Below are 21,152 nucleotides of genomic sequence, written 5' to 3'. Positions count from 1 at the left end.
TGGCGTCCATAGAGCGGTGGAACCACCTGTTCCCATCCCGAACACAGCAGTGAAACGCCGCATCGCCGATGATAGTGTGGGGCTTCCCCATGTGAAAGTAGGTCAACGCCAGGCTCCCCATTTAGAGGCCCCCGTAACCGTCAGGTTGCGGGGGCTTCTCCGTTCTGGGGAAGCCCTTTCGGGCTCTCTGCCGCAGCCCGTCGGCAGCGGCGTTCACGTCGACTGCGGCGGTCCACTGGACACCCGGTCCTCGTTCGCCCCCATGGGAAGTCGGTCAACGCCAGGCTCCGCATTCCGAATAACCCCGTCCCAGCCCATGCTCGACGGGGTTTTTCGTTTGTGGCGTGTTTCCGGCGTCGGCTACTCTCCTCGGCGGTGTGGCGCGGATCGGCCGACTTGGACTGGGCCGATGTTTGGGCCCCTGAAAGTCTAGGCAACCGTTGCGGTGCGGCCAGGTCCAACGCGTCCATTGTGTCTCCCGCCACTTGGCGAGGCATGGCCGTGGCATGGTTGGATTTGTAGGAATCGGCGTACAAGAGAAAAGGTCGATTCCTACGTTGATTGCTGACTTTGCCCATAGTCTCGCTCGCGCGTCAGGCATACGCTTCCGGCTGGTTCTCCATAAAGAGGTGGTCGGTGTTGCAGCAGTCGGTAATGGCCGGTGTCGTTTGTGCCTTGCTAGTGGTCGGGGTCGTGCCGGTTCAGGCGGCCGTACTCGATCTGAACGAGGCGTCGGTGGGAGAGCTTGCCGACGTGCAAGGCGTTGGCCCGGTCCAGGCCGAACGAATCGTCCTCCATCGCCAGACGGTGGGCGGCTTTGAATCCATCGACGAGCTTGACTCCGTCTGGGGGCTCGGGCCGAGGACGGTTCAACGCCTGCGACCCCACGTCCTGGTGCGACCCGACTGATCCTCTCGTTTCGGTTTCTCCCCTGAGTGACTCGTTGCCCCGGTTTTGCCGGGGCTTTTTCTTGCTGGCTGGGCACGGAATGGATGCGGGGATGGGCATGACAATGGCGCGTTGGTGCGCGACAATGACGCCTTTTACACCCTTGATCCTCGGAATGGCCACACCATGAACCTGCATGAATACCAGGCCAAGTCGCTACTATCGGAAGTCGGCATCGACGTGCCTCCCAACCTGCTGCTCAAGCAGGCGAGTGCCAAGCAGGTTGCGACGGCATTGCCGAGCAGCGAGACGGGCCGCTGGGTCGTCAAGGCGCAGGTGCACAGCGGCGCGCGTGGCAAGGCCGGTGGCGTGCGGTTGGTGGCGTCCGGCGATGAGGTGGTCGAGGCCGCTGATGCGTTGATCGGCACGCGGCTGGTCACCGGGCAGACCGGCCCGGCGGGGCTGCCGGTGGATGCCGTGCTGGTCGAACCGGCCGCCAAGATCGAACACGAGTACTATCTGGCGGTGACGGTCGACCGCGCGTTGCAGCGCGTCGTGATGATCGGCTCCCCGCAAGGCGGCATGGACATCGAGGCCGTCGCGGCATCCCACCCCGAGGCGATCTTCCGCGCCGTGGTCAACCCGACGGTCGGCCTGGCTGCCTACCAAGCGCGTGACCTGGCCTTCGCCCTCGGTCTGGAAGGACCGCAGGTAAAGGCGTTCGTCGGGCTGGCGCTCAAGCTCTATCGCGCGTTCGTCGAACGCGACGCGGCGCTGATCGAGATCAACCCCCTGGCGCGTGTCGAGGGAGGCGATCTGGCCGTGGTCGATGCCAAGGTCTCGCTGGACGACAACGCCGGCTATCGTCAGGCCGACTGGTGGCAGCAGCGCGACGTGGCCCAGGAAGACCCGGCCGAGCGCAAGGCGATCGATCATGGTCTGAACTACGTTTCGCTCGACGGCAACATCGCCTGCATGGTCAACGGCGCCGGCCTTGCCATGGCAACCATGGACCTGATCCAGCACGCCGGTGGCATGCCGGCCAACTTCCTGGATGTCGGCGGCGGCACATCCGCGGCCAAGGTGACCGAGGCGTTCAAGCTGATCCTGGAAAACCCGCGCGTCGAGGCCATCCTGGTCAATATCTTCGGGGGCATCGTGCGCTGCGACCTGATCGCCGAGGGCATCCTCGAGGCCGCGCGCGAGGTCGCGCTGGACGTGCCCACCGTCGTGCGCCTGGCCGGTACCAACGCCGAGCAGGGGCGGCGCATGCTGGCCGAGTCCGGCCTGGCCCTGACCGCCGAGGATGACCTCGCCGCGGCCGCCGGTCGCGCCGTGGAACTCGCCAACAAGAGCCGGGAGGCTGCCCGATGAGCATTCTGGTCGACGAATCCACCCGCGTGATTTGCCAGGGCTTCACCGGCAAGCAGGGCACCTTCCACTCCGAACAGGCGCTTGCCTACGGCACCCGGCTGGTCGGGGGCGTGACCCCCGGCAAGGGCGGTCAGACGCACCTGGGCCTGCCGGTGTTCGACACGGTTGCCGACGCGGTACGCGAGACCGGTGCCACGGCGAGCATGATCTACGTGCCCGCCCCATTTGCTGCCGATTCGATCCTGGAGGCGGCCGCTGCGGGGATCGAGGTGATCGCCTGCATTACCGAGGGCATCCCCGTAATCGACATGCTCAAGGTCAAGGCGGTACTGGCGCAGGATTACCCGGATGCCTGCCTGATCGGACCCAACTGCCCGGGGCTGATCACGCCGGATGGATGCAAGATCGGCATCATGCCGGGTGCGATTCACCAGAAGGGACGTGTCGGTATCGTCTCGCGCTCCGGCACGCTGACCTACGAGGCCGTGGCGCAGACCACGGCGGCCGGACTGGGTCAGAGCACCTGCGTGGGCATCGGCGGTGACCCCGTCGGCGGGCTGGATTTCATCGATTGCCTGTCGCGCTTTGCCGATGATCCGCAGACCGAACTGGTGCTGATGGTGGGCGAGATCGGCGGTGGCGCCGAGGAGGCGGCCGCCGAGTTCATCCGCCAGGGCTACCCCAAGCCGGTGGTGGCCTATATCGCTGGCGCGACCGCCCCGGCCGGCAAACGCATGGGGCACGCCGGGGCCGTGATCGCCGGGGGCAAGGGCACGGCCGCGGCGAAATGCGAGGCCTTGCGTGCCGCGGGCGTCCACGTCGTGGGAAGCCCGGCCGAACTGGGTGTGACGGCCGCGCGGGTGCTTGAGAATCGGTCCGAGGGCATGAGCGCATCGTGACTGACCAACTCAATCGCATCGAGGAACGCGAGGTCGACGGCCTGCGTATCGCGCTGGCCCAGATCAACACCCGGGTCGGCGATTGTCACGCCAACGCCTCGCGCGTGATCGAACTGGTCGCGCGCGCCCGCAAGGAGGTCGACGCCCGGCTGGTCGTCTTCCCCGAGCTCACCATTTCCGGCTATCCGCCCGAAGACCTCTTGCTGCGCCGGGATTTCGTCGACTCCTGCGAGGCACAGCTGGTGCGCATCGCCGATCAGGTCGGGGACACGGCGGTGCTGATCGGTACGCCAGGACGCGACGCCGAGGGTTTTCTCCAGAACCAGGCGGTGTTGATCGATAACGGGCAGATCGTCGCCCGTTACGCCAAGCGTGCGCTGCCCAACTACGGGGTGTTCGACGAGAAGCGCTATTTCCGCAAGGGCACGTCCCCGCTGGTCGCTGACGTCGATGGCGTCCCGGTCGGGGTGGTGATCTGCGAGGATGCCTGGCGCGAGGGGCCGATCGAAGAGACGGCGGGAGCCGGCGCTCGCGTGATCTGCGTGCTCAACGCCTCGCCGTTTCATCGACAGAAGACCCGGGAGCGCGAGGCGCAGATCGCCGAGCGTGTCCACTCGAGCGGCTGCGCGATCATCTACGTCAACCTGGTCGGCGGCCAAGACGAGCTGGTCTTCGATGGCCGCTCGTTCGTCTCCTGCCCGACCGGCAATCACATGCACCTGCCCGGCTTTGCCGAGAGCATCGGCTGGACCGAGGTGTCACCGGACGGCGAAGTGCTGGCGCACGGACCCAGCCACGAATGGCAGCAGGGCGAGGCGGAGATCTACCGGGCACTAACCACGGGTATCCGTGATTACGTGCGCAAGAACGGGTTTTCCGGCGTGGTGCTGGGGCTGTCGGGCGGGATCGACTCGTCGCTCGTGCTGGCGCTCGCGGTCGACGCCCTGGGCGCGGACAACGTGCTCGCGGTGCGCATGCCCTCGCGCTACACCTCGCCGATGAGTCTCGAGGATGCCGAGCTACAGTGCGAGGCACTGGGCGTGCGCTGCGAGACCATTTCGATCGAGCCGATCTTCGAATCCTTCCGCGATACGCTCTCGCCGCTGTTCGCGGGGTTGGCCGAGGACGTCACCGAGGAAAACCTGCAGGCCCGTGGCCGCGGCGTGATCCTGATGGCGCTGTCGAACAAGTTCGGCCGGCTGCTGCTGACCACCGGCAACAAGTCCGAACTGGCCGTCGGTTACGCCACGCTCTACGGCGACATGGCCGGCGGCTTCGCGCCGATCAAGGACGTGCCCAAGACGGTGGTCTACGAACTCGCGCGCTACCGCAACACGCTGGGTGGCACCGTGCGTCCGGAACTGGACGCGGTGCCGGAACGGGTCATTACCCGCGAACCGTCCGCCGAGCTGCGCGCCGACCAGAAGGATTCCGATTCGCTGCCACCCTACGAGGACCTTGACCGCATCATCGAGGCCTTCGTCGAGCGCGATTGCAGCATCGAGGAAATCGTGGCGATGGGGCTCGACGAGGCGGTGGTGCGTCGGGTGGTGGGTCTGATCCTGGTCAACGAGTACAAGCGTCGCCAGGCGCCTCCGGGCGTGCGCATCAGCCGTCGGGCCTTCGGCCGCGACCGTCGCTACCCGATCAGCTCGGGCTTCCGGCCCGACAAGGCCGATTCCTGACCCCTAACCTCTGACCTCGTCAGCCGAGGTCTCCCCACTGATACTGCAGTATCGCGACACCGGTGATCGCCGCGGTCTCCGCGCGCAGCACCCGCGGCCCCAGGGTCAGGGCGCGAAAGCCGTGGCCGACCGCCGTCGCCACCTCGTCTTCCGTCAATCCGCCCTCGGGGCCCACCAGCAGCGCGACGCCCTCGGGTCGAGGCTGATCGCGCAGTTCGGTCAACGGTCTTGCGGCGCGCGGGTCGAGCACCAGCCGTAGCGGGGAGTCGGTGGTCGCCAGCGCGTCGGGCAGCGATCGGATCGGCTCGATCTCGGGCAGGGTGTCGCGGCCGCATTGCTCGCAGGCATTGATCATGATCTGGCGCCAGCGGGCGATGCGCTTCTCGGCGCGCGCGCCCTTGAGCTCGAGCACGCTACGTTCGGTCTCCACCGGCGCGATGGTGGTTACCCCGAGCTCGACGGCCTTCTGGATCACCAGCTCCATCTTCTCGCCCTTGGCCAGGGCGGCCAGCAGCGTGATCGGCACCACCGATTCGGTCGGGCTCGGTTCGCTTGCCTCGATCCGCACGCGCGCCTCGCGGCGGGCCAGTGACAGTAGCCCGCTGGCCCGCCGACCCCGACCGTTGAACAGCTCCAGCGGCTGGCCATCTTTCAGGCGCAGCACGTTGCGCAGGTAATTGACGGTCTCGGCCGGCAGATCGATGTCCCGCCCGTCCTGAAGCGCGTCGTCGACGAAGACCCGGCGGACGCGCATGTCGTCAGCGTACCGCCGCGTGGCTGGCGTCGCGCGTGACCTCGAACACGTGCCGGTAGTCGTCCTCGTCCAGCACGTAGGGCGGCATCCAGTAGAGCGTGTTGCCCAGCGGGCGCAGCAGCAGTTCGTGTTCCAGGGCGTGCTGGTAGGCGCGCACGCCGCGGCGTTCCTCGGAGGGGAACGGCTCGCCGGTCGCCGGGTCGACCAGGTCCATCGCCGCGATCATGCCGGTGCGGCGCACGTTGGTGATGTGCGGCAGCTTGGCCAGCTCCGCCAGGTGGCCGTCCATGATTGTCTGGGCCTTGTGGTTGGCGTTGATGACGTCGTCGCGCTCGAACAGGTCGAGGGTGGCGAGTGCAGCCGCGCAGGCGAGCGGGTTGCCGGTGAAGCTGTGGCTGTGCAGGAAGGCCCGCATGCTGTTGTAGTCGTCGTAGAACGCCTGGTAGACCGTGTCGCTGGTGAGCACGGCGGCCAGCGGCAGATAGCCGGCGGTCAGCCCCTTGGACAGGCACATGAAGTCGGGCGTGATGTCGGCCTGCTCGCAGGCGAACAGCGTGCCGGTACGGCCGAAGCCCACCGCGATCTCGTCGGCGATCAGGTGCACGTCGAACTCGTCGCAGAGCATGCGCAGCCCGCGGATGTAATCCGGGTGGTGCATCAGCATGCCCGCGGCGCACTGGACCAGCGGCTCGACGATCACCGCGGCGGTGCGATCGGCCTGCGCCTCGAGGATCCGTCGCATGCCGTCGAGTGCCTCCGCGGCGCGCTCGCGGCAGTCGCCCCGGTCCTGGCGGCAGGCCGGCGAGGGCGCCGTGGCGGTGGCGCGCAGCAGCGGGCCGTAGGTGTCCTTGTACAGGCCGACGTCACCGACCGAGAGCGTGCCGAGCGTTTCGCCGTGGTAGCTGTTGGCCACGGTGACGAACTCGCTCTTCTCGGGTCGGCCGCTGTTGCGCCAGTAGTGGTAGCTCATCTTCAGCGCCACCTCGACCCCGGACGAACCGTTGTCGGCGTAGAAGGCCCGGTCGAGACCGGAGGGCGTAATCTCCACCAACCGCTCGGACAGCTCAACCACCGGGGCGTGCGAGAAGCCGGCGAGGATGACGTGTTCGAGCTTGTCGACCTGCGCCTTGATGCGCTCGTTGATGAACGGGTTGGCGTGGCCGAAGATATTGACCCACCACGAGCTGATGATGTCGAGGTAGCGCCGGCCGTCGAAGTCGACCAGCCACGGCCCCTCGCCGCGGTCGACGGGGACCAGCGGGATGGACTCGTGGTCCTTCATCTGGGTGCAGGGGTGCCAGAGGACGTTCAGGTCGCGGCGTTGCCAGTCCTGGTTGCGGGTCATGCCGGGGTCTCCTGGGGATTACCGTTCGAGAATGGTTTCGTCGACCCGGCGACCGAAGTGCCGTCCGCCGCGCTCGGCCAGCGAGACGCGCACCCGATCGCCGGGCGTGAGATCGAGCACGCTCACCGCGGTGCCTTGCGCGGTCACCAGGCGGATGGTCTCGGCGTGCTGCAGGATGGCGGAGATCGTCGTGCCCTCGTCGTCGACCGCCTCGACCTGCACCATCGGTCGGCGCTCGATCTTGTTGCGGCCGACGGCCAGCGTGCGGGTCTGCCCGTCGGCGCCCACCACCAGGGCCGGATCGCCGCTGGCCATCTCGGCCAGGTAGCGGATGCGATCGCCCGGGGTAACGACGTAGCCGTGGATCGCGCCGGCATTCACGCGGAACGGGCGGGCGGCGCAGTGCGGGTTGTCGACGTTCTCGCTGTGCACGAGAAAGCGGGCGTGGTTGAAGCTGCCCACCAGCAGGCCCTCGCCGGGGGCGAGCTCGCCGATCAGGTCGAGGCAGCTGCGGTCGCCCATGCCCACCGGGGTGATCGCGGTGATGCGCGCCTCGGTCAGGGCGACCGGGGGCGGCTGGAGTTCGTCGAGCACGCGCCCGAGCGCCTCGACGGTGGCGACGTCGGCATGGCGCAGCCAGATGCCGGCCACGCCCTGTTCCATGATGGTCAGGGCGAGTTTGGCCTGCTCGGCGGTGTCGACCACCTGGATCACGTCGACGCCACGGGCGATCAGGTTCTCGGCCGGGATGATGGTCCATTCGGCCGGCTCGATCACGGCGAGCCGATCGCGGCGAACCGCTTCCTCGTCGGCCTCCCGCTCGATGCGGTAGCGCTCGAAGTCGCGGCCTTCCTGCCGATCGCCGTTCGCGCCGACGCGCGGCAATCCCGCCGTATCGGTGCCCTCGGGCGTGACCAGGGCGGTGGCGCCGGCCGCTCGGGCCGCGCGCGCCGCCGCCTCGTCGGCCGGTTCGATCCAGATGTGCTTGCGCGGGGTCGGGTCGCTCATGGGGCGGGAGTATAACGTCTCGCCGGCGGGCCGCGGGTCAGTCGCCGATCAGGCCGGCGTCCTCGCACAGGCGGATCACCGGCCCCGAGCGATTCATGGCATAGAAGTGGATGCCCGGCGCGCCCGCGTCGACCAGTTCGCGGCACAGGTCGGTGACCACGTCATGGCCGAAGGCACGCAAGCCCTCGAGGTCGTCACCGAACCCCTCCAGCCGCTTTCTCAGCCAGCGCGGGATATCGGCGCCGCACATGTCGGAGAACCGCGCGAGCTGCTGGTAGTTGGTGATCGGCATCACGCCCGGGACGATCGGCACGTCGATGTTCAGCCGCTCGCAGTCGTCGAGAAAGCGCCGGTAGGCCTCGATCGAGTAGAAGTACTGCGTGATCGCCGCATCCGCGCCGGCGTCGACCTTGCGCTTGAAGTTGGCGAGATCCGCCTCGGCGTTGGGCGCCTGCGGGTGGATCTCCGGGTAGGCGGCCACCTCGACGTGGAACCAGTCGCCGCTGTGCTCGCGGATGAAGGCGACCAGTTCGTTGGCGTAGCGAAAATCGCCCGGGTCCTGCATCCCGCTGGGCAGATCGCCGCGCAGGGCGACGATGCGACGGATGTCCTGTTCGCGGTAGTCGTCGAGGATCGCGGCGATCCCCTCGCGCGAGGAGCCGATGCAGGACAGGTGCGGGGCGGCCGGCACGCCCGAGTCGCGCTGGATCTCGCGGACGGTCTCGAAGGTGCGCGTCTGGGTCGAGCCGCCGGCGCCGAAGGTCACCGAGAAGTACTCGGGGCGGATATCGCGGGCGAGGGTCTGGTAGACCTCGCGCAGTTTCGCCTCGCCCTCGTCGGACTTCGGCGGAAAGAATTCGCAGGAAACCGGGATGGACATGATTCCTCCGGGAAATGAACGGTGGGCCCGGGAGCGCAGCGCCCGGGCCGGCATGGCGGGCCGGATCAGTAACGATAGGCGTCCGGCTTGAACGGGCCCTCGGCGGGCACGCCCAGGTATTTCGCCTGCTCGTCGGTCATGCGGGTGAGCACGCCGCCGAAGCCTTCGACCATGTAGCGGGCGACCTCCTCGTCGAGCTGCTTGGGCAGCACCTCGACCCGCAGCGCCTCCTGCTTTTTCTCGGCCGGCAGCTCGGCGAAGCGGTCCTGGTAGAGGTGGATCTGGGCGAGCACCTGGTTGGCGAACGAGCCGTCCATGATCCGGCTGGGGTGGCCGGTGGCGTTGCCCAGGTTCACCAGGCGGCCCTCGGAGAGCAGGATCAGGTAGTTCTCGCTGTCCGGGTCGAAGTCGCCGCCGGCGGTTGCTTCGCGGTAGACCTTGTGCACCTGCGGCTTGATCTCCTCCCAGGCCCAGTTCTTGCGCATGTAGGCGGTGTCGATCTCGTTGTCGAAGTGGCCGATGTTGCAGACCACCGCGCCGTTTTTCAGGGCGCGCAGCATGGGCGCGTCGCAGACGTTGACGTTGCCGGTGGTGGTCACGATCAAGTCGATCTTGCCCAGCAGCTCGGCATTGATGCCGGCGTCATCGCCGGTGTTGACGCCGTCGCGATAGGGCGAGACCACCTCGAAGCCGTCCATCGCCGCCTGCATGGCGCAGATCGGGTCGATCTCGGTGACCTTGACGATCATGCCTTCCTGGCGCAGCGAGGCGGCCGAGCCCTTGCCCACGTCGCCATAGCCGACCACCAGCGCCTGCTTGCCCGACAGCAGGTGGTCGGTAGCGCGCTTGATCGCGTCCGAGAGCGAATGGCGGCAGCCGTACTTGTTGTCGTTCTTCGACTTGGTGACCGCGTCGTTGACGTTGATCGCCGGGATCTTGAGCGAACCCTCGGCCAGCATCTCGAGCAGGCGGTGGACGCCGGTAGTGGTCTCCTCGGAAACGCCGTGGATGCCCTCGAGCAGGTTGGGGTACTTCTCGTGCATCAGGCCGGTGAGGTCGCCGCCGTCGTCCAGGAGCAGGTTGGGCGTCCAGGCCTCGTTGGCATCGCCCGGTCCCTGGATGGTCTGCTCGACGCACCACCAGTACTCCTCCTCGGTCTCGCCCTTCCAGGCGAATACCGGGATGCCGGCGGCGGCGATGGCGGCCGCGGCGTGGTCCTGGGTGGAGAAGATGTTGCACGACGACCAGCGCACCTCGGCGCCGAGCGCGGTGAGCGTCTCGATCAGCACCGCGGTCTGGATGGTCATGTGGATACAGCCGGCGATGCGCGCCCCGGCGAGCGGCTGCTCGGCGCGGTACTTCTCGCGGATCTTGATCAGGGCCGGCATCTCGCGCTCGGCGATGCGGATCTCGCGGCGACCCCAGTCGGCCAGCGTGATGTCGGCGACCTTGTAGTCGTTGAAGGCTTGCGGCTTGGTTACGGCATTCACGGTCAGCGTCCTCGTCGATTCTTTCGATGGGTATCGACCTGAACGAGAGGGCGTGTCGTGCGGCTCTTGTTCAAGTCGAGGCTTGAAAGCGAACCCGGTGGGCCGGGTTCTCAAGAGCGCCGTTGATCGGGTGGCCGGGGCGAATGCCCCGACCGCCGCGCCCCGGCCGAGCCTGACCCACCTGGCGGTGGATTGCAGCGCTCCTCGGTCGGGGCGGGAAAATCAGTCGCGGATTATAACCGCCCGCGGGACGGTCTGCACGGGGAGTCGCGCCGATGCCTTACAGGCCGGCGTCGGCCCGCAGTGCGTCGGCTCGATCGGTGCGCTCCCAGCTGAACTCCGGTTCCTCGCGACCGAAGTGGCCGCCGACGGCGGTCTTGCGGTAGATCGGTCGGATCAGGTCGAGCATCTGCAGGATGCCGTAGGGGCGCAGATCGAAGTGTTCGCGCACGAGATCGGTGATGCGTTCGTCGGCGATATGGCCGGTGCCGAAGGTGTCGACCGAGATCGAGGTCGGCTCGGCCACGCCGATGGCGTAGGAGATCTGGATCTCGCAGCGGTCGGCCAGGCCGGCGGCGACGATGTTCTTGGCGACATAGCGGCCGGCGTAGGCGGCCGAGCGGTCGACCTTGGAGGGGTCCTTGCCGGAGAAGGCGCCGCCGCCGTGGCGGGCCATGCCGCCGTAGGTGTCGACGATGATCTTCCGCCCGGTCAGGCCGCAGTCGCCCACCGGGCCGCCGATGATGAACTGGCCGGTGGGGTTGATGTGGTACTTGGTGTGCCGATCGAGCCACTCGGCCGGCAGCGTCGGCTTGATGATCTCCTCCATCACCGCCTCGTGCAGGTCCGACTGGGCGATGTCCGGGTTGTGCTGCGTGGAGAGCACGACCGCGTCGATGCCCACCGGCACGCCGTCCTCGTAGCGGAAGGTCACCTGCGATTTCGCGTCCGGGCGCAGCCACGGCAGGGTGCCGGCCTCGCGCACCTCCGACTGGCGCTGGACCAGTCGGTGGGCGTAGGTGATGGGCGCGGGCATGAGCACGTCGGTCTCGTTGGTCGCGTAGCCGAACATCAGGCCCTGGTCGCCGGCGCCCTGGTTGGCCGCATCCTCGCGGTCGACCCCCTGGGCGATGTCGGAGGATTGCTTGCCGATCGCGTTGAGCACGCCGCAGGTGTGGCCGTCGAAACCGAGCTCCGAGCTGGTGTAGCCAATGTCGACGATCACCTCGCGCACCAGCTCATCGACGTCCACCCACGCCGAGGTGGTCACCTCGCCGGCGAGCACGACGAAGCCGGTCTTCACCAGCGCCTCGCAGGCGACGCGGGCCGACGGGTCCTGTTTCAGAATCGCGTCAAGGATCGCGTCGCTGATCTGGTCGGCGATCTTGTCCGGGTGGCCCTTGGAGACGGACTCGGAGGTGAACAGGTGGCGCTTGACGGCGTTTGCGCTCATGGCGTGCAGGCCTCTTTTGCGTGCGGTTGGGGCGGTCGAATCGTGGCCGCCGGACAGGGTCATGCCGCCCGGCGGGCGCAATCATGGCACAGCTTGCCCCGAGGTTCAGCAGTCCGGGTTATGTGACCCGGGTTCAGCTGCGGAGGTCTTAGTAGCCGTAGGTGCCGACCAGCAGCTCCGCGTTGCCCGCGTAGTAGCGGTTGGTTGCCGGCACGATGTCGGTCAGCTGCTGTTCCTCGAGGATGCGCTGGCCCTCCTCGGTCTCGGCGAACGACAGCAGCGCCTGTTGCAGGGCGTCGCGGGTACGCTTGTTGAGTTCCGGCGAGACCGAGAAGCCCAGGAACGGCAGCGGTTCAGTGGTGATCACCGGGTACAGGCCCGGGTAGCCGCCCACGAGTGGCGTGGGGATGACGCCCGCCTTGGCCTTGCCTTCGATCACCGCGGTGGCGACGTCGCGGTTGGTGCGCTCAAAGACGAGGACCGGCTGCTGCACCGGGTTGGGGAAGAGCTGGTAGAGCACCAGTGCGCCGACGGAAGGGGACGGTTGGACCGCGACGCGTTTGTTCACCAGCTCCTTGGGCGACAGGATCAGGTCGTCCTCGCGGGTGACCAGCGATTGGGTCACCTCGCCGTCAAAGCGCGCGATGACCTGCCAGTTCTGGCGCTGGACGCGGAAATCGGTCACGGGGGCGGCGTCGAGCGCGATGTCGAAGTCCGATCCGCCGCGGGTCGCCTCCCAGAACGAGAGGTAGTTGGGGAACAGCTGGAGTTCCACGGTCTCGCCCAGGCGACGACTCAGGTAGTCGGCCACCGGGGCGTAGGCCTCGTTCAGCTCCGCCTCCGGCAGGAACGGGGCGATCGCCATCTTCAGGCTGTCCTCGGCGGTGGCGGGGAATGCGGAGGCCAGCAGCGTGGCCGCCCCGGCGAGCAGCGCGAGCAGGCGCGAGGCCTGACCCTGTCGTTGAGTGGCGGGGGTGGCGGCGTTTGCGGGGCGCGTCGACGCATGCATGGGCGGGGCTCTCCTGATCCTTGGCGATGGCTTGGTTGTCTTTATTATGTTTTTGCGCAACCGATCTGTTGCCGGTTTGCCTGTGGTGCCTGCAGTCGGTATGTCCTGTGCGGCAGGGGTGGCCTGCAACGTCGCCACCGGCGACGTGGCGGTCATTCAAAATCGGAAGGAAAAATATCACAGTTGGCCTCGAGGCGGCGAGCGGACCCACGGGGCCAGCGCGGAACACCGGCAGCGGCTTGCCGGCCGGCGGGCGTGTCGTGCGAGACTGGCGGGCTCGCGACACCCGCTATCGCTTGTTGCTTTTCTCCCCGTGATCATTTTAAGGAGGTTTGCCCATGGCTCGCACGGAAACCCCAGTCTGCGATTTTGGTCGGCCCGCCGTGGATTTCGCCCTGCCGGACGTCGAGGGGCGCATCTGGCGCCTGAGTGACGTGCAGGGTGAGAAGGGCACGCTGGTGATGTTCATCTGCAACCATTGTCCTTACGTCAAGGCGGTCCTTGACCGCATCGTGCGCGATGCCCGCGAGCTCAAGGGACTGGGCGTGAATACCGTCGCGATCATGTCCAACGACCCGACCGACTACCCGGAAGACTCGCCCGAGAACATGAAGCGCGTCGCCGAGGCCCACAAGTTCCCCTTCCCTTATCTGATCGATGAATCCCAGTCGGTCGCCAAGGCCTATGGCGCCGTCTGCACGCCGGACTTCTTCGGTTACAACGCGGACCTCGAGCTGCAGTACCGCGGCCGGCTGGATGCCTCGCGCAAGGAGGCCGAGCCGGATGCCCCGCGCGAGCTGTTCGAGGCGATGACGCAGGTCGCCGAAACCGGTCGCGGTCCGGAGGAGCAAGTGCCGTCGATGGGCTGCTCGATCAAGTGGCGCGAGGCCTGATCGGCCGGCGCTGCGCGCCCGCCTGTGGCGAAAGGCTGGCTGCCCTAAGTGTTTGAAAAACAGGGTGGTTGCCTTGCGTGAGGGTTTTGGGGACAATGTCGCGCAACTTCCGCGCCTGCCTCAAGGCCAGGCGCCGTCGTCTGCGTGCGTATTGCACACGGCGCCCAGAACCGCTTCTTTTTCAACCCTTTGGAGTGTTTTATGTCGACACGTAGAGAGCTTGCCAACGCGATTCGCGCGTTGAGCATGGACGCCGTTCAGAAGGCGAATTCGGGTCACCCGGGTGCCCCCATGGGCATGGCGGACATCGCCGAGGTGCTGTGGAACGACTACATGCACCACAACCCGAAGAACCCGGAATGGCCGAACCGCGACCGTTTCGTGCTCTCCAACGGTCACGGCTCGATGCTGATTTACTCTCTGCTCCACCTGACCGGCTACGAGCTGCCGATGGAAGAGCTGAAGAACTTCCGTCAGCTGCACTCCAAGACCCCGGGTCACCCGGAATACGGCTACACCCCGGGCGTCGAGACCACTACCGGCCCGCTGGGCCAGGGTCTCACCAATGCCGTGGGCATGGCGATCGCCGAGAAGATGCTCGCCGGTCAGTTCAACAAGCCGGGCCACAAGGTCGTCGATCACTACACCTATTGCTTCCTGGGGGATGGCTGCCTGATGGAGGGCATTTCCCATGAGGCCTGCTCGCTGGCGGGCACCCTGGGTCTGGGCAAGCTGGTCGCCTTCTACGACGACAACGGCATCTCCATCGACGGTCACGTCGAGGGCTGGTTTACCGACGACACGCCCAAGCGCTTCGAGTCCTACGGCTGGCACGTCGTTCGTGACGTCGACGGTCACGACGCCGACGCCATCGACGCGGCCATCCGCGAGGCTCGTTCGGTCAACGACAAGCCGACCATGATCTGCACCAAGACCGTCATCGGCTTTGGCGCGCCGAACCTCTGCGGTACCCACGACTGCCACGGCGCTGCCCTGGGCGATGCCGAGGTCAAGGCCACCCGCGAGAACATCGGCTGGAACCACGAGCCGTTCGTCATCCCGGACGAGGTCTACGCCGGCTGGGACGCCACCGAAAAGGGTGCGAAGGCCGAGGCCGAGTGGAACGAGACCTTTGCCGCCTACGAGAAGGCTTATCCCGCCGAAGCCGCCGAGCTCAAGCGTCGCCTGAACGGCGAGCTGCCGGCCGACTTCAACGACAAGATGGACGCGCTGATCAAGGAGATCGATGCGAAGGGCGAGAGCGTCGCCTCGCGCAAGGCTTCCCAGGCCGTGATCACCGGTCTGGCCGACATGCTGCCGGAACTGGTGGGTGGTTCGGCCGACCTCGCGCCGTCCAACCTGACCACCTGGAAGGGCTGCACCGCGCTGACCGCCACCGAGTCGGATGCCAACTACATCCACTACGGTGTGCGCGAGTTCGGCATGAGCGCCATCATGAACGGCATGGTCCTGCACGGCGGTCTGCTGCCGTTCGCCGGCACCTTCCTGATGTTCTCCGAGTACGCCCGCAACGCGCTGCGCATGGCCGGCCTGATGAAGATCGGCTCGATCTTCGTCTACACCCACGACTCCATTGGTCTGGGCGAAGACGGCCCGACCCACCAGCCGGTCGAGCAGATCGCTACCATGCGCCTGATCCCGCGTATGCAGACCTGGCGTCCCTGTGACGCGGTCGAGACCGCGGTGGCCTGGAAGCAGGCGGTCGTCCGTCGCGACGCGCCGACCTCGCTGGTCTTCTCGCGCCAGGGGCTGCCGCACCAGACCCGTACGCCTGAGCAGATCGCCAACATCGAGAAGGGCGGCTACATCCTGAAGGACTGTGACGGCACACCGGACCTGATCCTGATCGCCACCGGCTCCGAGGTCGGCCTGGCAATGGACGCGGCGGAGAAGCTGACCGACAAGAAGGTCCGCGTGGTCTCCATGCCCTGCGTCGAGGCCTTCGAGGCGCAGGACGAGGCCTACCGCGAATCCGTACTGCCGAGCGGCGTGACCGCCCGCATGGCCGTCGAGGCCGGTGTCACCCAGGGCTGGTACAAGTACGTCGGCAGCCAGGGCAAGGTCTTTGGTCTGGACACCTTCGGCGAGTCCGCCCCGGCCGGTGACCTGTTCGAGTACTTCGGCTTCACCGCCGATCGCGTCGCCGAGGAAGCCCGCAAGCTGGGCTGATCCGCGGTCGCATCAACCGTTTTCGGGCGCATGTGTCGTCAACCGCATGCGCCCTGACTGATTTGTATCCACGTATCGATTAGGAGAAAACCCATGGCTATTCGTGTCGGTATCAACGGCTTCGGTCGTATCGGTCGCATGGTGTTCCGTGCGGCGACCCAGGAATTCCCGGAGCTGGAAATCGTTGGCATCAACGACCTGCTCGAGCCGGAGTACCTGGCGTACATGCTCAAGTACGATTCCGTGCACGGCCGTTTCGACGGCGACGTGTCGGTCGAAGGCAACAACCTGGTCGTCAACGGCAAGAAGATCCGTCTGACCGCCGAGAAGGATCCGTCTCAGCTCAAGTGGGGCGACCTGGACGTTGACGTCGTCGTCGAGTCCACCGGCCTGTTCCTCACCGAGGAAACCTGCCAGAAGCACATCGACGCCGGCGCCAAGAAGGTCGTTCAGTCGGCCCCGTCCAAGGACGCGACCCCGATGTTCGTCTACGGCGTCAACCACAACGACTACGCCGGTCAGCCGATCGTTTCCGCGGCCTCCTGCACCACCAACTGCCTGGCGCCGGTCGCCAAGGTCCTGAACGACAAGTTCGGCATCAAGCGTGGTCTGATGAGCACCGTTCACGCCGCCACCGCCACCCAGAAGACCGTTGACGGCCCGTCCCAGAAAGACTGGCGCGGCGGTCGCGGCATCCTGGAGAACATCATCCCGTCCTCCACCGGTGCCGCCAAGGCCGTGGGCAAGGTCCTGCCGGCCCTGAACGGCAAGCTGACCGGCATGGCGTTCCGCGTCCCCACCTCCGACGTCTCCGTGGTCGACCTGACCGCCGAGCTGGAGAAGGGCGCCTCCATGGACGACATCAAGGCCGCCATGAAGGAAGCCTCCGAGGGTGAGCTCAAGGGCGTGCTGGGTTACACCGAGGAAGCGGTCGTTTCCACCGACTTCCGGGGTCACCCGGAACCGTCCGTGTTCGATGCCAAGGCCGGCATCGCCCTGGACGACACCTTCGTCAAGGTCGTCGCCTGGTACGACAACGAGTTCGGTTACACCTGCAACATGCTGCGCGTCGTCCAGCACGTCGGCAAGTAAACCGAGTGATCGGAACGGGTGGGTTTTCCCACCCGTTTTTCCACCTGCATTCCGCATCAAGCGGGAGCCGTAAGGACTGGGAACTGCGCGGAAGTCACCCAACCCTTACCGCTTTTTATCTGTCTCATTGAGGAGTTTTCCATGGCGAACGTCATCCGCATGACTGATCTCGATCTTGCCGGCAAGCGCGTGTTGATCCGCGCCGACCTGAACGTGCCGGTCAAGGACGGCAAGGTCACCTCCGATGCGCGCATCAGCGCCTCGCTGGGGACCATCAAGGCCGCGCTCGACCAGGGCGCCCACGTGATGGTCACCTCGCACCTGGGTCGTCCGACCGAAGGCGAGTTCTCCGAGGGTGATTCGCTCGCGCCGGTCGCCAAGGACCTGGGCGAGAAGCTCGGCCGCGAGGTGCGCCTGGTACGCGACTACCTTGGCGCGAACGTCGAGGTGGGCGCCGGCGAAGTCGTCATGCTCGAGAACGTCCGCTTCAACAAGGGCGAGAAGAAGGACGACGAGGCGCTGGCCAAGCAGTACGCCGCGCTGTGCGACGTCTTCGTCATGGACGCCTTCGGCACCGCGCACCGCGCGCAGGCCTCCACTCACGGTGTGGCCAAGTTCGCCCCGGTCGCCTGTGCCGGCACCCTGCTGACCGAAGAGCTCGAGGCGCTGACCAAGGCGCTGGCCAACCCGGCTCGCCCGATGGTCGCGATCGTCGGCGGCTCCAAGGTCTCCACCAAGCTGACCGTCCTCGAGGCACTGGCCGCCAAGGTCGACCAGCTGATCGTCGGCGGCGGCATCGCCAACACCTTCGTCAAGGCCGCCGGTCACGGGGTGGGCAAGTCGCTCTGCGAGGACGACCTGGTCCCGACCGCCAAGGCCCTGATGGACAAGCTCAAGAGCAACGGTGCCAACATCCCGCTGCCGACCGACGTGGTCGTCGGCAAGCGGTTCGACGAGAACGAGCCGGCGGTCTTGAAGCGCGTCGAGGACGTGGCGGACGACGACATGATCTTCGACATCGGTCCGGAGAGCGCCGAGGCCCTGGCCAAGGTGATCGAGAACGCCGGCACCGTCGTCTGGAACGGCCCGGTGGGCGTGTTCGAGTTCGACCAGTTCGGCGACGGCACCAAGCGCATCTCCCAGGCGATCGCCGACACCAAGGCGTTCACCCTGGCCGGTGGCGGTGACACCATCGCGGCGATCCAGAAGTACGACATCTACGACAAGGTGAGCTACATCTCCACGGCCGGCGGCGCATTCCTCGAATTCCTCGAGGGCAAGACCCTGCCGGCGGTCGCCATACTCGAAGAGCGGGCGAAAGGCTGATGGCGAACATGCACGGCTCTACCGATCATCTGCCGGCGCAGCGACGGACCAAGATCGTCGCGACGCTGGGTCCGGCCAGTGACGACCTGGCCACCATCACCAACCTGGTGCGGGCGGGCATCGATGTCGTGCGGATGAACTTCTCGCACGGCAAGGCGGCCGACCACCAGCGGCGGGCGGACATGGTGCGCGAGGCCGCGGCGGCCGAAGGGCGCTACGTCGCGATCCTCGGCGACCTGCAGGGCCCGAAGATCCGCATCGACCGTTTCAAGAGCGGCAAGGTCGAGCTCGAGCAGGGCAGCCCGTTCACGCTGGATGCCGACCTCGACCCGGACAGCGGTGACGAGACCAAGGTCGGCATCACCTACAAGGCGCTGGTCTCCGACTCGCGCCCGGGCGACATCCTGCTGCTCGATGACGGCCGCATCGTTCTGAAGGTCGACGAGGTCCAGGGCAACCAGGTGCGTACGACGGTGGCCGTCGGCGGCACGCTGTCGAACAACAAGGGGATCAACCGTCAGGGCGGTGGTCTGTCCGCGCCGGCGATCACCGACAAGGATCGCGCTGACATCAAGACGGCCGCCCAGATCGGGGTGGACTACATCGCCGTGTCCTTCCCGCGATCGGCGGAGGACATCCATGAGGCCCGTCGCCTGTTGCAGGAGGCCGGCTGCCGCGCGCACATCGTGTCCAAGATCGAACGTGCCGAGGCGGTCGACTGCATCCGGGAGATCATCCAGGCCAGTGACGCGATCATGATCGCGCGCGGCGATCTGGGTGTGGAGATCGGCGATGCCGAGCTGCCCGCGGTGCAGAAGGCCTTCATCAAGATGGCCAAGGAGCTCAACCGCCCCGTCATCACTGCGACCCAGATGATGGAGACCATGATCGACAACCCGATCCCGACCCGGGCCGAGGTGTTCGACGTGGCCAACGCGGTGCTCGACGGTACCGATGCGGTGATGCTCTCGGCCGAGACCGCCGCGGGCAAATACCCGGTGCGCGTGGTCGAGACCATGTCGCGGGTCTGCCACCGTGCCGAGTACCAGATCGAGGCCAAGAAGAGCGCGCCGCCGCTGGACGTGCCCTTCGAACGCATCGACCAGGCGATCGCGTATTCCGCCATCTACACGGCCAACCACCTCTCGGTCGCGGCGATCGTCGCCCTGTCCGAGTCGGGGGCCACCCCGCTGTGGATGTCCCGGGTCGACACCGACATCCCGATCTACACCTTCACCCGCTCGGAGGAAACCGCGCGTCGCGTCGGTCTCTACCGTGGCGTGCAGGCGGTGCACTTCCCGGTGCCCTCGACGGATCACGCCGAGGTCAACCGGATGGTGATCGAGAGCCTCCAACAGATGGAGAAGCTCGACGAGGGGGACCTCGTGATCATCACCAAGGGTGACCTGATGGGTCAGATGGGCGGCACGAACGCGATGAAGATCGTTCGGGTCGGGGACGTGATCTCCGTCGACTGACGCGCGGAGGCCGTGTCCCGGCGCGATTTTGCATATCCCGGTGCGCTGGGTATGCTGTCGCGCTGATCGAATTTTCGGTTTTCGGGTCGAATCGCCCGGAAGCCCGTGCAGTTTCGCAACTACGTTTCAACTTGAGGAGAGGCACTATGGCGCTCATTTCGCTTCGCCAGCTGCTGGACCATGCCGCTGAGAACAGCTATGGCATGCCGGCGTTCAACGTCAACAACATGGAGCAGATCCACGCGATCATGCAGGCTGCCGACGAAGTCGACAGCCCGGTGATCCTGCAGGGCTCTGCCGGTGCTCGCAAGTACGCGGGCGAGCCGTTCCTGCGCCACCTCGTCGAGGCGGCCACCGAGATGTACCCGCACATCCCGATCGTCATGCACCAGGACCACGGTTCGGATCCGGGCGTCTGCCTGCGTGCGATCCAGTCGGGCTTCTCCTCGGTCATGATGGACGGCTCCCTGCTGCCGGACATGAAGACCCCGTCCGACTACGAGTACAACGCCGGCGTTACCGCCAAGGTCGTCGAGATGGCTCACTCCGGCGGTGTGTCCGTCGAAGGTGAGCTCGGCTGCCTCGGCTCGCTGGAAACCGGCGAGATGGGCGAGGAAGACGGCCACGGCGCGGAAGGCAAGCTGGACATGGACATGCTGCTGACTGATCCGGAAGAAGCGGCCCAGTTCGTCAAGCAGACCGACGTCGACGCCCTGGCGATCGCCATCGGCACCAGCCACGGCGCCTACAAGTTCACGCAGAAGCCGACCGGCCAAATCCTGCGTATCGACCGCGTCAAGGAGATCCACGAGCGGATCCCGGACACCCACCTCGTCATGCACGGTTCCTCCTCGGTGCCGGAAGACTGGCTGGAGATCATCAACAACTACGGCGGCGACATGGGTCAGACCTACGGCGTGCCGGTTGAAGAGATCGTCGAAGGCATCAAGCACGGTGTCCGCAAGGTCAACATCGACACCGACCTGCGCATGGCGTCCACCGGTGCCGTTCGCAAGCACCTGGCCGAGAACCGGTCCAACTTCGACCCGCGCAAGTTCCTCAAGGAAGCGACCGCCGGCATGCAGGCCATCTGCAAGGCGCGCTTCGAGGCCTTCGGTTCGGCCGGCATGGCTTCCAAGATCCGTCCGATCTCTCTGGAAGAAATGTACAAGCGTTACGAGTCCGGCAGCCTCAAGCAGAAGATCCGCTGATCTTCGCCGGGCAGCCGCCCGGCACTGCCGAAACGACAACCCCGCCACCCGGCGGGGTTTTTTAATGGAATGGCCTGCTCCCACCCTATTACGCTGTTTGGAGGAACAACCGAACGGCGATGAAGGAGGAACAGACCTATGTCTATCAAAACGCTTGGTATCGATCTTGGCAAGACC

17 protein-coding genes, 1 rRNA gene and 1 riboswitch are annotated in these 21,152 nt (G+C 66.4%); of the genes, 11 read left to right on the top strand and 7 right to left on the bottom strand.

Going from position 1 to position 21,152, the window contains the following annotated elements:
• From rrf to FAZ79_RS10010, 5 genes are all read left to right on the top strand, one after another.
• Positions 1-114: ribosomal RNA gene (gene rrf, locus FAZ79_RS10030) — 5S ribosomal RNA — on the top strand; the annotation flags it as partial.
• A 525-nt stretch (positions 115-639) separates the two neighbouring features.
• Positions 640-909, top strand: coding sequence for a helix-hairpin-helix domain-containing protein (locus FAZ79_RS10025; RefSeq protein WP_136867830.1), 270 nt, complete (start codon positions 640-642; stop codon positions 907-909).
• A 165-nt stretch (positions 910-1,074) separates the two neighbouring features.
• Positions 1,075-2,262 (top strand): ADP-forming succinate--CoA ligase subunit beta, encoded by a 1,188-nt coding sequence (sucC, locus tag FAZ79_RS10020; RefSeq protein ID WP_136867829.1) that lies wholly within the window; start codon positions 1,075-1,077, stop codon positions 2,260-2,262.
• Positions 2,259-3,161, top strand: a complete 903-nt coding sequence (gene sucD / locus FAZ79_RS10015) for a succinate--CoA ligase subunit alpha (RefSeq protein WP_136867828.1) — start codon at positions 2,259-2,261, stop codon at positions 3,159-3,161. The genes sucC and sucD overlap by 4 nt, the downstream gene beginning before the upstream one ends.
• A complete protein-coding gene (locus FAZ79_RS10010) occupies positions 3,158-4,846 on the top strand; it encodes an NAD+ synthase (protein ID WP_247709538.1) in 1,689 nt (562 codons plus the stop codon). The genes sucD and FAZ79_RS10010 overlap by 4 nt, the downstream gene beginning before the upstream one ends.
• Before the next feature lie 19 nt (positions 4,847-4,865).
• Here the strand turns inward: FAZ79_RS10010 and FAZ79_RS10005 are convergent, their stop codons facing one another.
• From FAZ79_RS10005 to FAZ79_RS09975, 7 genes are all read right to left on the bottom strand, one after another.
• The gene (locus FAZ79_RS10005; protein WP_136867827.1) at positions 4,866-5,600 is read right to left on the bottom strand and encodes a 16S rRNA (uracil(1498)-N(3))-methyltransferase; all 735 of its coding nucleotides are present in this window, start codon (positions 5,598-5,600) and stop codon (positions 4,866-4,868) included.
• A gap of 4 nt (positions 5,601-5,604) precedes the next feature.
• Positions 5,605-6,945, bottom strand: a complete 1,341-nt coding sequence (locus FAZ79_RS10000; protein ID WP_136867826.1) for an adenosylmethionine--8-amino-7-oxononanoate transaminase — start codon at positions 6,943-6,945, stop codon at positions 5,605-5,607.
• 18 nt (positions 6,946-6,963) lie between these two features.
• Positions 6,964-7,953 (bottom strand): 3-dehydroquinate synthase II, encoded by a 990-nt coding sequence (locus FAZ79_RS09995; RefSeq protein WP_136867825.1) that lies wholly within the window; start codon positions 7,951-7,953, stop codon positions 6,964-6,966.
• A gap of 37 nt (positions 7,954-7,990) precedes the next feature.
• Positions 7,991-8,833: a methylenetetrahydrofolate reductase [NAD(P)H] gene (metF, locus tag FAZ79_RS09990; protein WP_136867824.1), complete on the bottom strand. Its 843-nt coding sequence runs from the start codon at positions 8,831-8,833 to the stop codon at positions 7,991-7,993.
• 65 nt (positions 8,834-8,898) lie between these two features.
• Positions 8,899-10,323, bottom strand: coding sequence for an adenosylhomocysteinase (ahcY, locus tag FAZ79_RS09985; protein WP_136867823.1), 1,425 nt, complete (start codon positions 10,321-10,323; stop codon positions 8,899-8,901).
• 107 nt (positions 10,324-10,430) lie between these two features.
• A riboswitch (S-adenosyl-L-homocysteine riboswitch) is annotated at positions 10,431-10,535 on the bottom strand.
• A 68-nt stretch (positions 10,536-10,603) separates the two neighbouring features.
• Entirely contained in the window at positions 10,604-11,776 is a 1,173-nt protein-coding gene (gene metK / locus FAZ79_RS09980) for a methionine adenosyltransferase (RefSeq protein ID WP_136867822.1), read from the bottom strand.
• A 148-nt stretch (positions 11,777-11,924) separates the two neighbouring features.
• Positions 11,925-12,785, bottom strand: coding sequence for a PhnD/SsuA/transferrin family substrate-binding protein (locus FAZ79_RS09975; protein ID WP_169303672.1), 861 nt, complete (start codon positions 12,783-12,785; stop codon positions 11,925-11,927).
• Positions 12,786-13,123: 338 nt separating this feature from the next.
• Between FAZ79_RS09975 and FAZ79_RS09970 the strand changes: the two genes are divergently transcribed.
• The 6 genes from FAZ79_RS09970 to fba all read left to right on the top strand — a co-directional run bounded on the left by FAZ79_RS09970 (position 13,124) and on the right by fba (position 20,975).
• Positions 13,124-13,678 carry a thioredoxin family protein gene (locus FAZ79_RS09970; RefSeq protein ID WP_136867820.1) on the top strand — a complete coding sequence of 185 codons (555 nt, stop codon included), beginning with the start codon at positions 13,124-13,126 and terminating at the stop codon, positions 13,676-13,678.
• Between the two features lie 201 nt (positions 13,679-13,879).
• A complete protein-coding gene (tkt, locus tag FAZ79_RS09965; protein ID WP_136867819.1) occupies positions 13,880-15,868 on the top strand; it encodes a transketolase in 1,989 nt (662 codons plus the stop codon).
• A gap of 93 nt (positions 15,869-15,961) precedes the next feature.
• Positions 15,962-16,960, top strand: a complete 999-nt coding sequence (gap, locus tag FAZ79_RS09960) for a type I glyceraldehyde-3-phosphate dehydrogenase (protein WP_136867818.1) — start codon at positions 15,962-15,964, stop codon at positions 16,958-16,960.
• A gap of 141 nt (positions 16,961-17,101) precedes the next feature.
• A complete protein-coding gene (locus FAZ79_RS09955; RefSeq protein ID WP_136867817.1) occupies positions 17,102-18,286 on the top strand; it encodes a phosphoglycerate kinase in 1,185 nt (394 codons plus the stop codon).
• An 8-nt stretch (positions 18,287-18,294) separates the two neighbouring features.
• On the top strand, positions 18,295-19,764 hold the full coding sequence (gene pyk, locus FAZ79_RS09950; RefSeq protein WP_136867831.1) for a pyruvate kinase: 1,470 nt from the start codon (positions 18,295-18,297) through the stop codon (positions 19,762-19,764).
• A 146-nt stretch (positions 19,765-19,910) separates the two neighbouring features.
• Positions 19,911-20,975: a class II fructose-bisphosphate aldolase gene (gene fba, locus FAZ79_RS09945; RefSeq protein WP_136867816.1), complete on the top strand. Its 1,065-nt coding sequence runs from the start codon at positions 19,911-19,913 to the stop codon at positions 20,973-20,975.
• Positions 20,976-21,152: the final 177 nt, after the last annotated feature.

Origin of the sequence: Guyparkeria sp. SB14A, from assembly GCF_005096345.1 — a bacterium.
Lineage (GTDB): Bacteria > Pseudomonadota > Gammaproteobacteria > Halothiobacillales > Halothiobacillaceae > Guyparkeria > Guyparkeria hydrothermalis.
This window is presented reverse-complemented; position numbering and strand designations above follow the sequence as displayed.

What these genes read in the sequence shown, in the direction of transcription:
- FAZ79_RS10000 (WP_136867826.1), bottom strand. Translation starts at nt 6,945, where the DNA reads ATGACCCGCAACCAGGACTGGCAACGCCGCGACCTGAACGTCCTCTGG.
- FAZ79_RS10005 (WP_136867827.1), bottom strand. Translation starts at nt 5,600, where the DNA reads ATGCGCGTCCGCCGGGTCTTCGTCGACGACGCGCTTCAGGACGGGCGG.
- fba (WP_136867816.1), top strand. Translation starts at nt 19,911, where the DNA reads ATGGCGCTCATTTCGCTTCGCCAGCTGCTGGACCATGCCGCTGAGAAC.
- pyk (WP_136867831.1), top strand. Translation starts at nt 18,295, where the DNA reads ATGCACGGCTCTACCGATCATCTGCCGGCGCAGCGACGGACCAAGATC.
- sucD (WP_136867828.1), top strand. Translation starts at nt 2,259, where the DNA reads ATGAGCATTCTGGTCGACGAATCCACCCGCGTGATTTGCCAGGGCTTC.
- FAZ79_RS09955 (WP_136867817.1), top strand. Translation starts at nt 17,102, where the DNA reads ATGGCGAACGTCATCCGCATGACTGATCTCGATCTTGCCGGCAAGCGC.
- FAZ79_RS09975 (WP_169303672.1), bottom strand. Translation starts at nt 12,785, where the DNA reads ATGCATGCGTCGACGCGCCCCGCAAACGCCGCCACCCCCGCCACTCAA.
- gap (WP_136867818.1), top strand. Translation starts at nt 15,962, where the DNA reads ATGGCTATTCGTGTCGGTATCAACGGCTTCGGTCGTATCGGTCGCATG.
- metK (WP_136867822.1), bottom strand. Translation starts at nt 11,776, where the DNA reads ATGAGCGCAAACGCCGTCAAGCGCCACCTGTTCACCTCCGAGTCCGTC.
- sucC (WP_136867829.1), top strand. Translation starts at nt 1,075, where the DNA reads ATGAACCTGCATGAATACCAGGCCAAGTCGCTACTATCGGAAGTCGGC.
- FAZ79_RS09995 (WP_136867825.1), bottom strand. Translation starts at nt 7,953, where the DNA reads ATGAGCGACCCGACCCCGCGCAAGCACATCTGGATCGAACCGGCCGAC.
- tkt (WP_136867819.1), top strand. Translation starts at nt 13,880, where the DNA reads ATGTCGACACGTAGAGAGCTTGCCAACGCGATTCGCGCGTTGAGCATG.
- metF (WP_136867824.1), bottom strand. Translation starts at nt 8,833, where the DNA reads ATGTCCATCCCGGTTTCCTGCGAATTCTTTCCGCCGAAGTCCGACGAG.
- FAZ79_RS09970 (WP_136867820.1), top strand. Translation starts at nt 13,124, where the DNA reads ATGGCTCGCACGGAAACCCCAGTCTGCGATTTTGGTCGGCCCGCCGTG.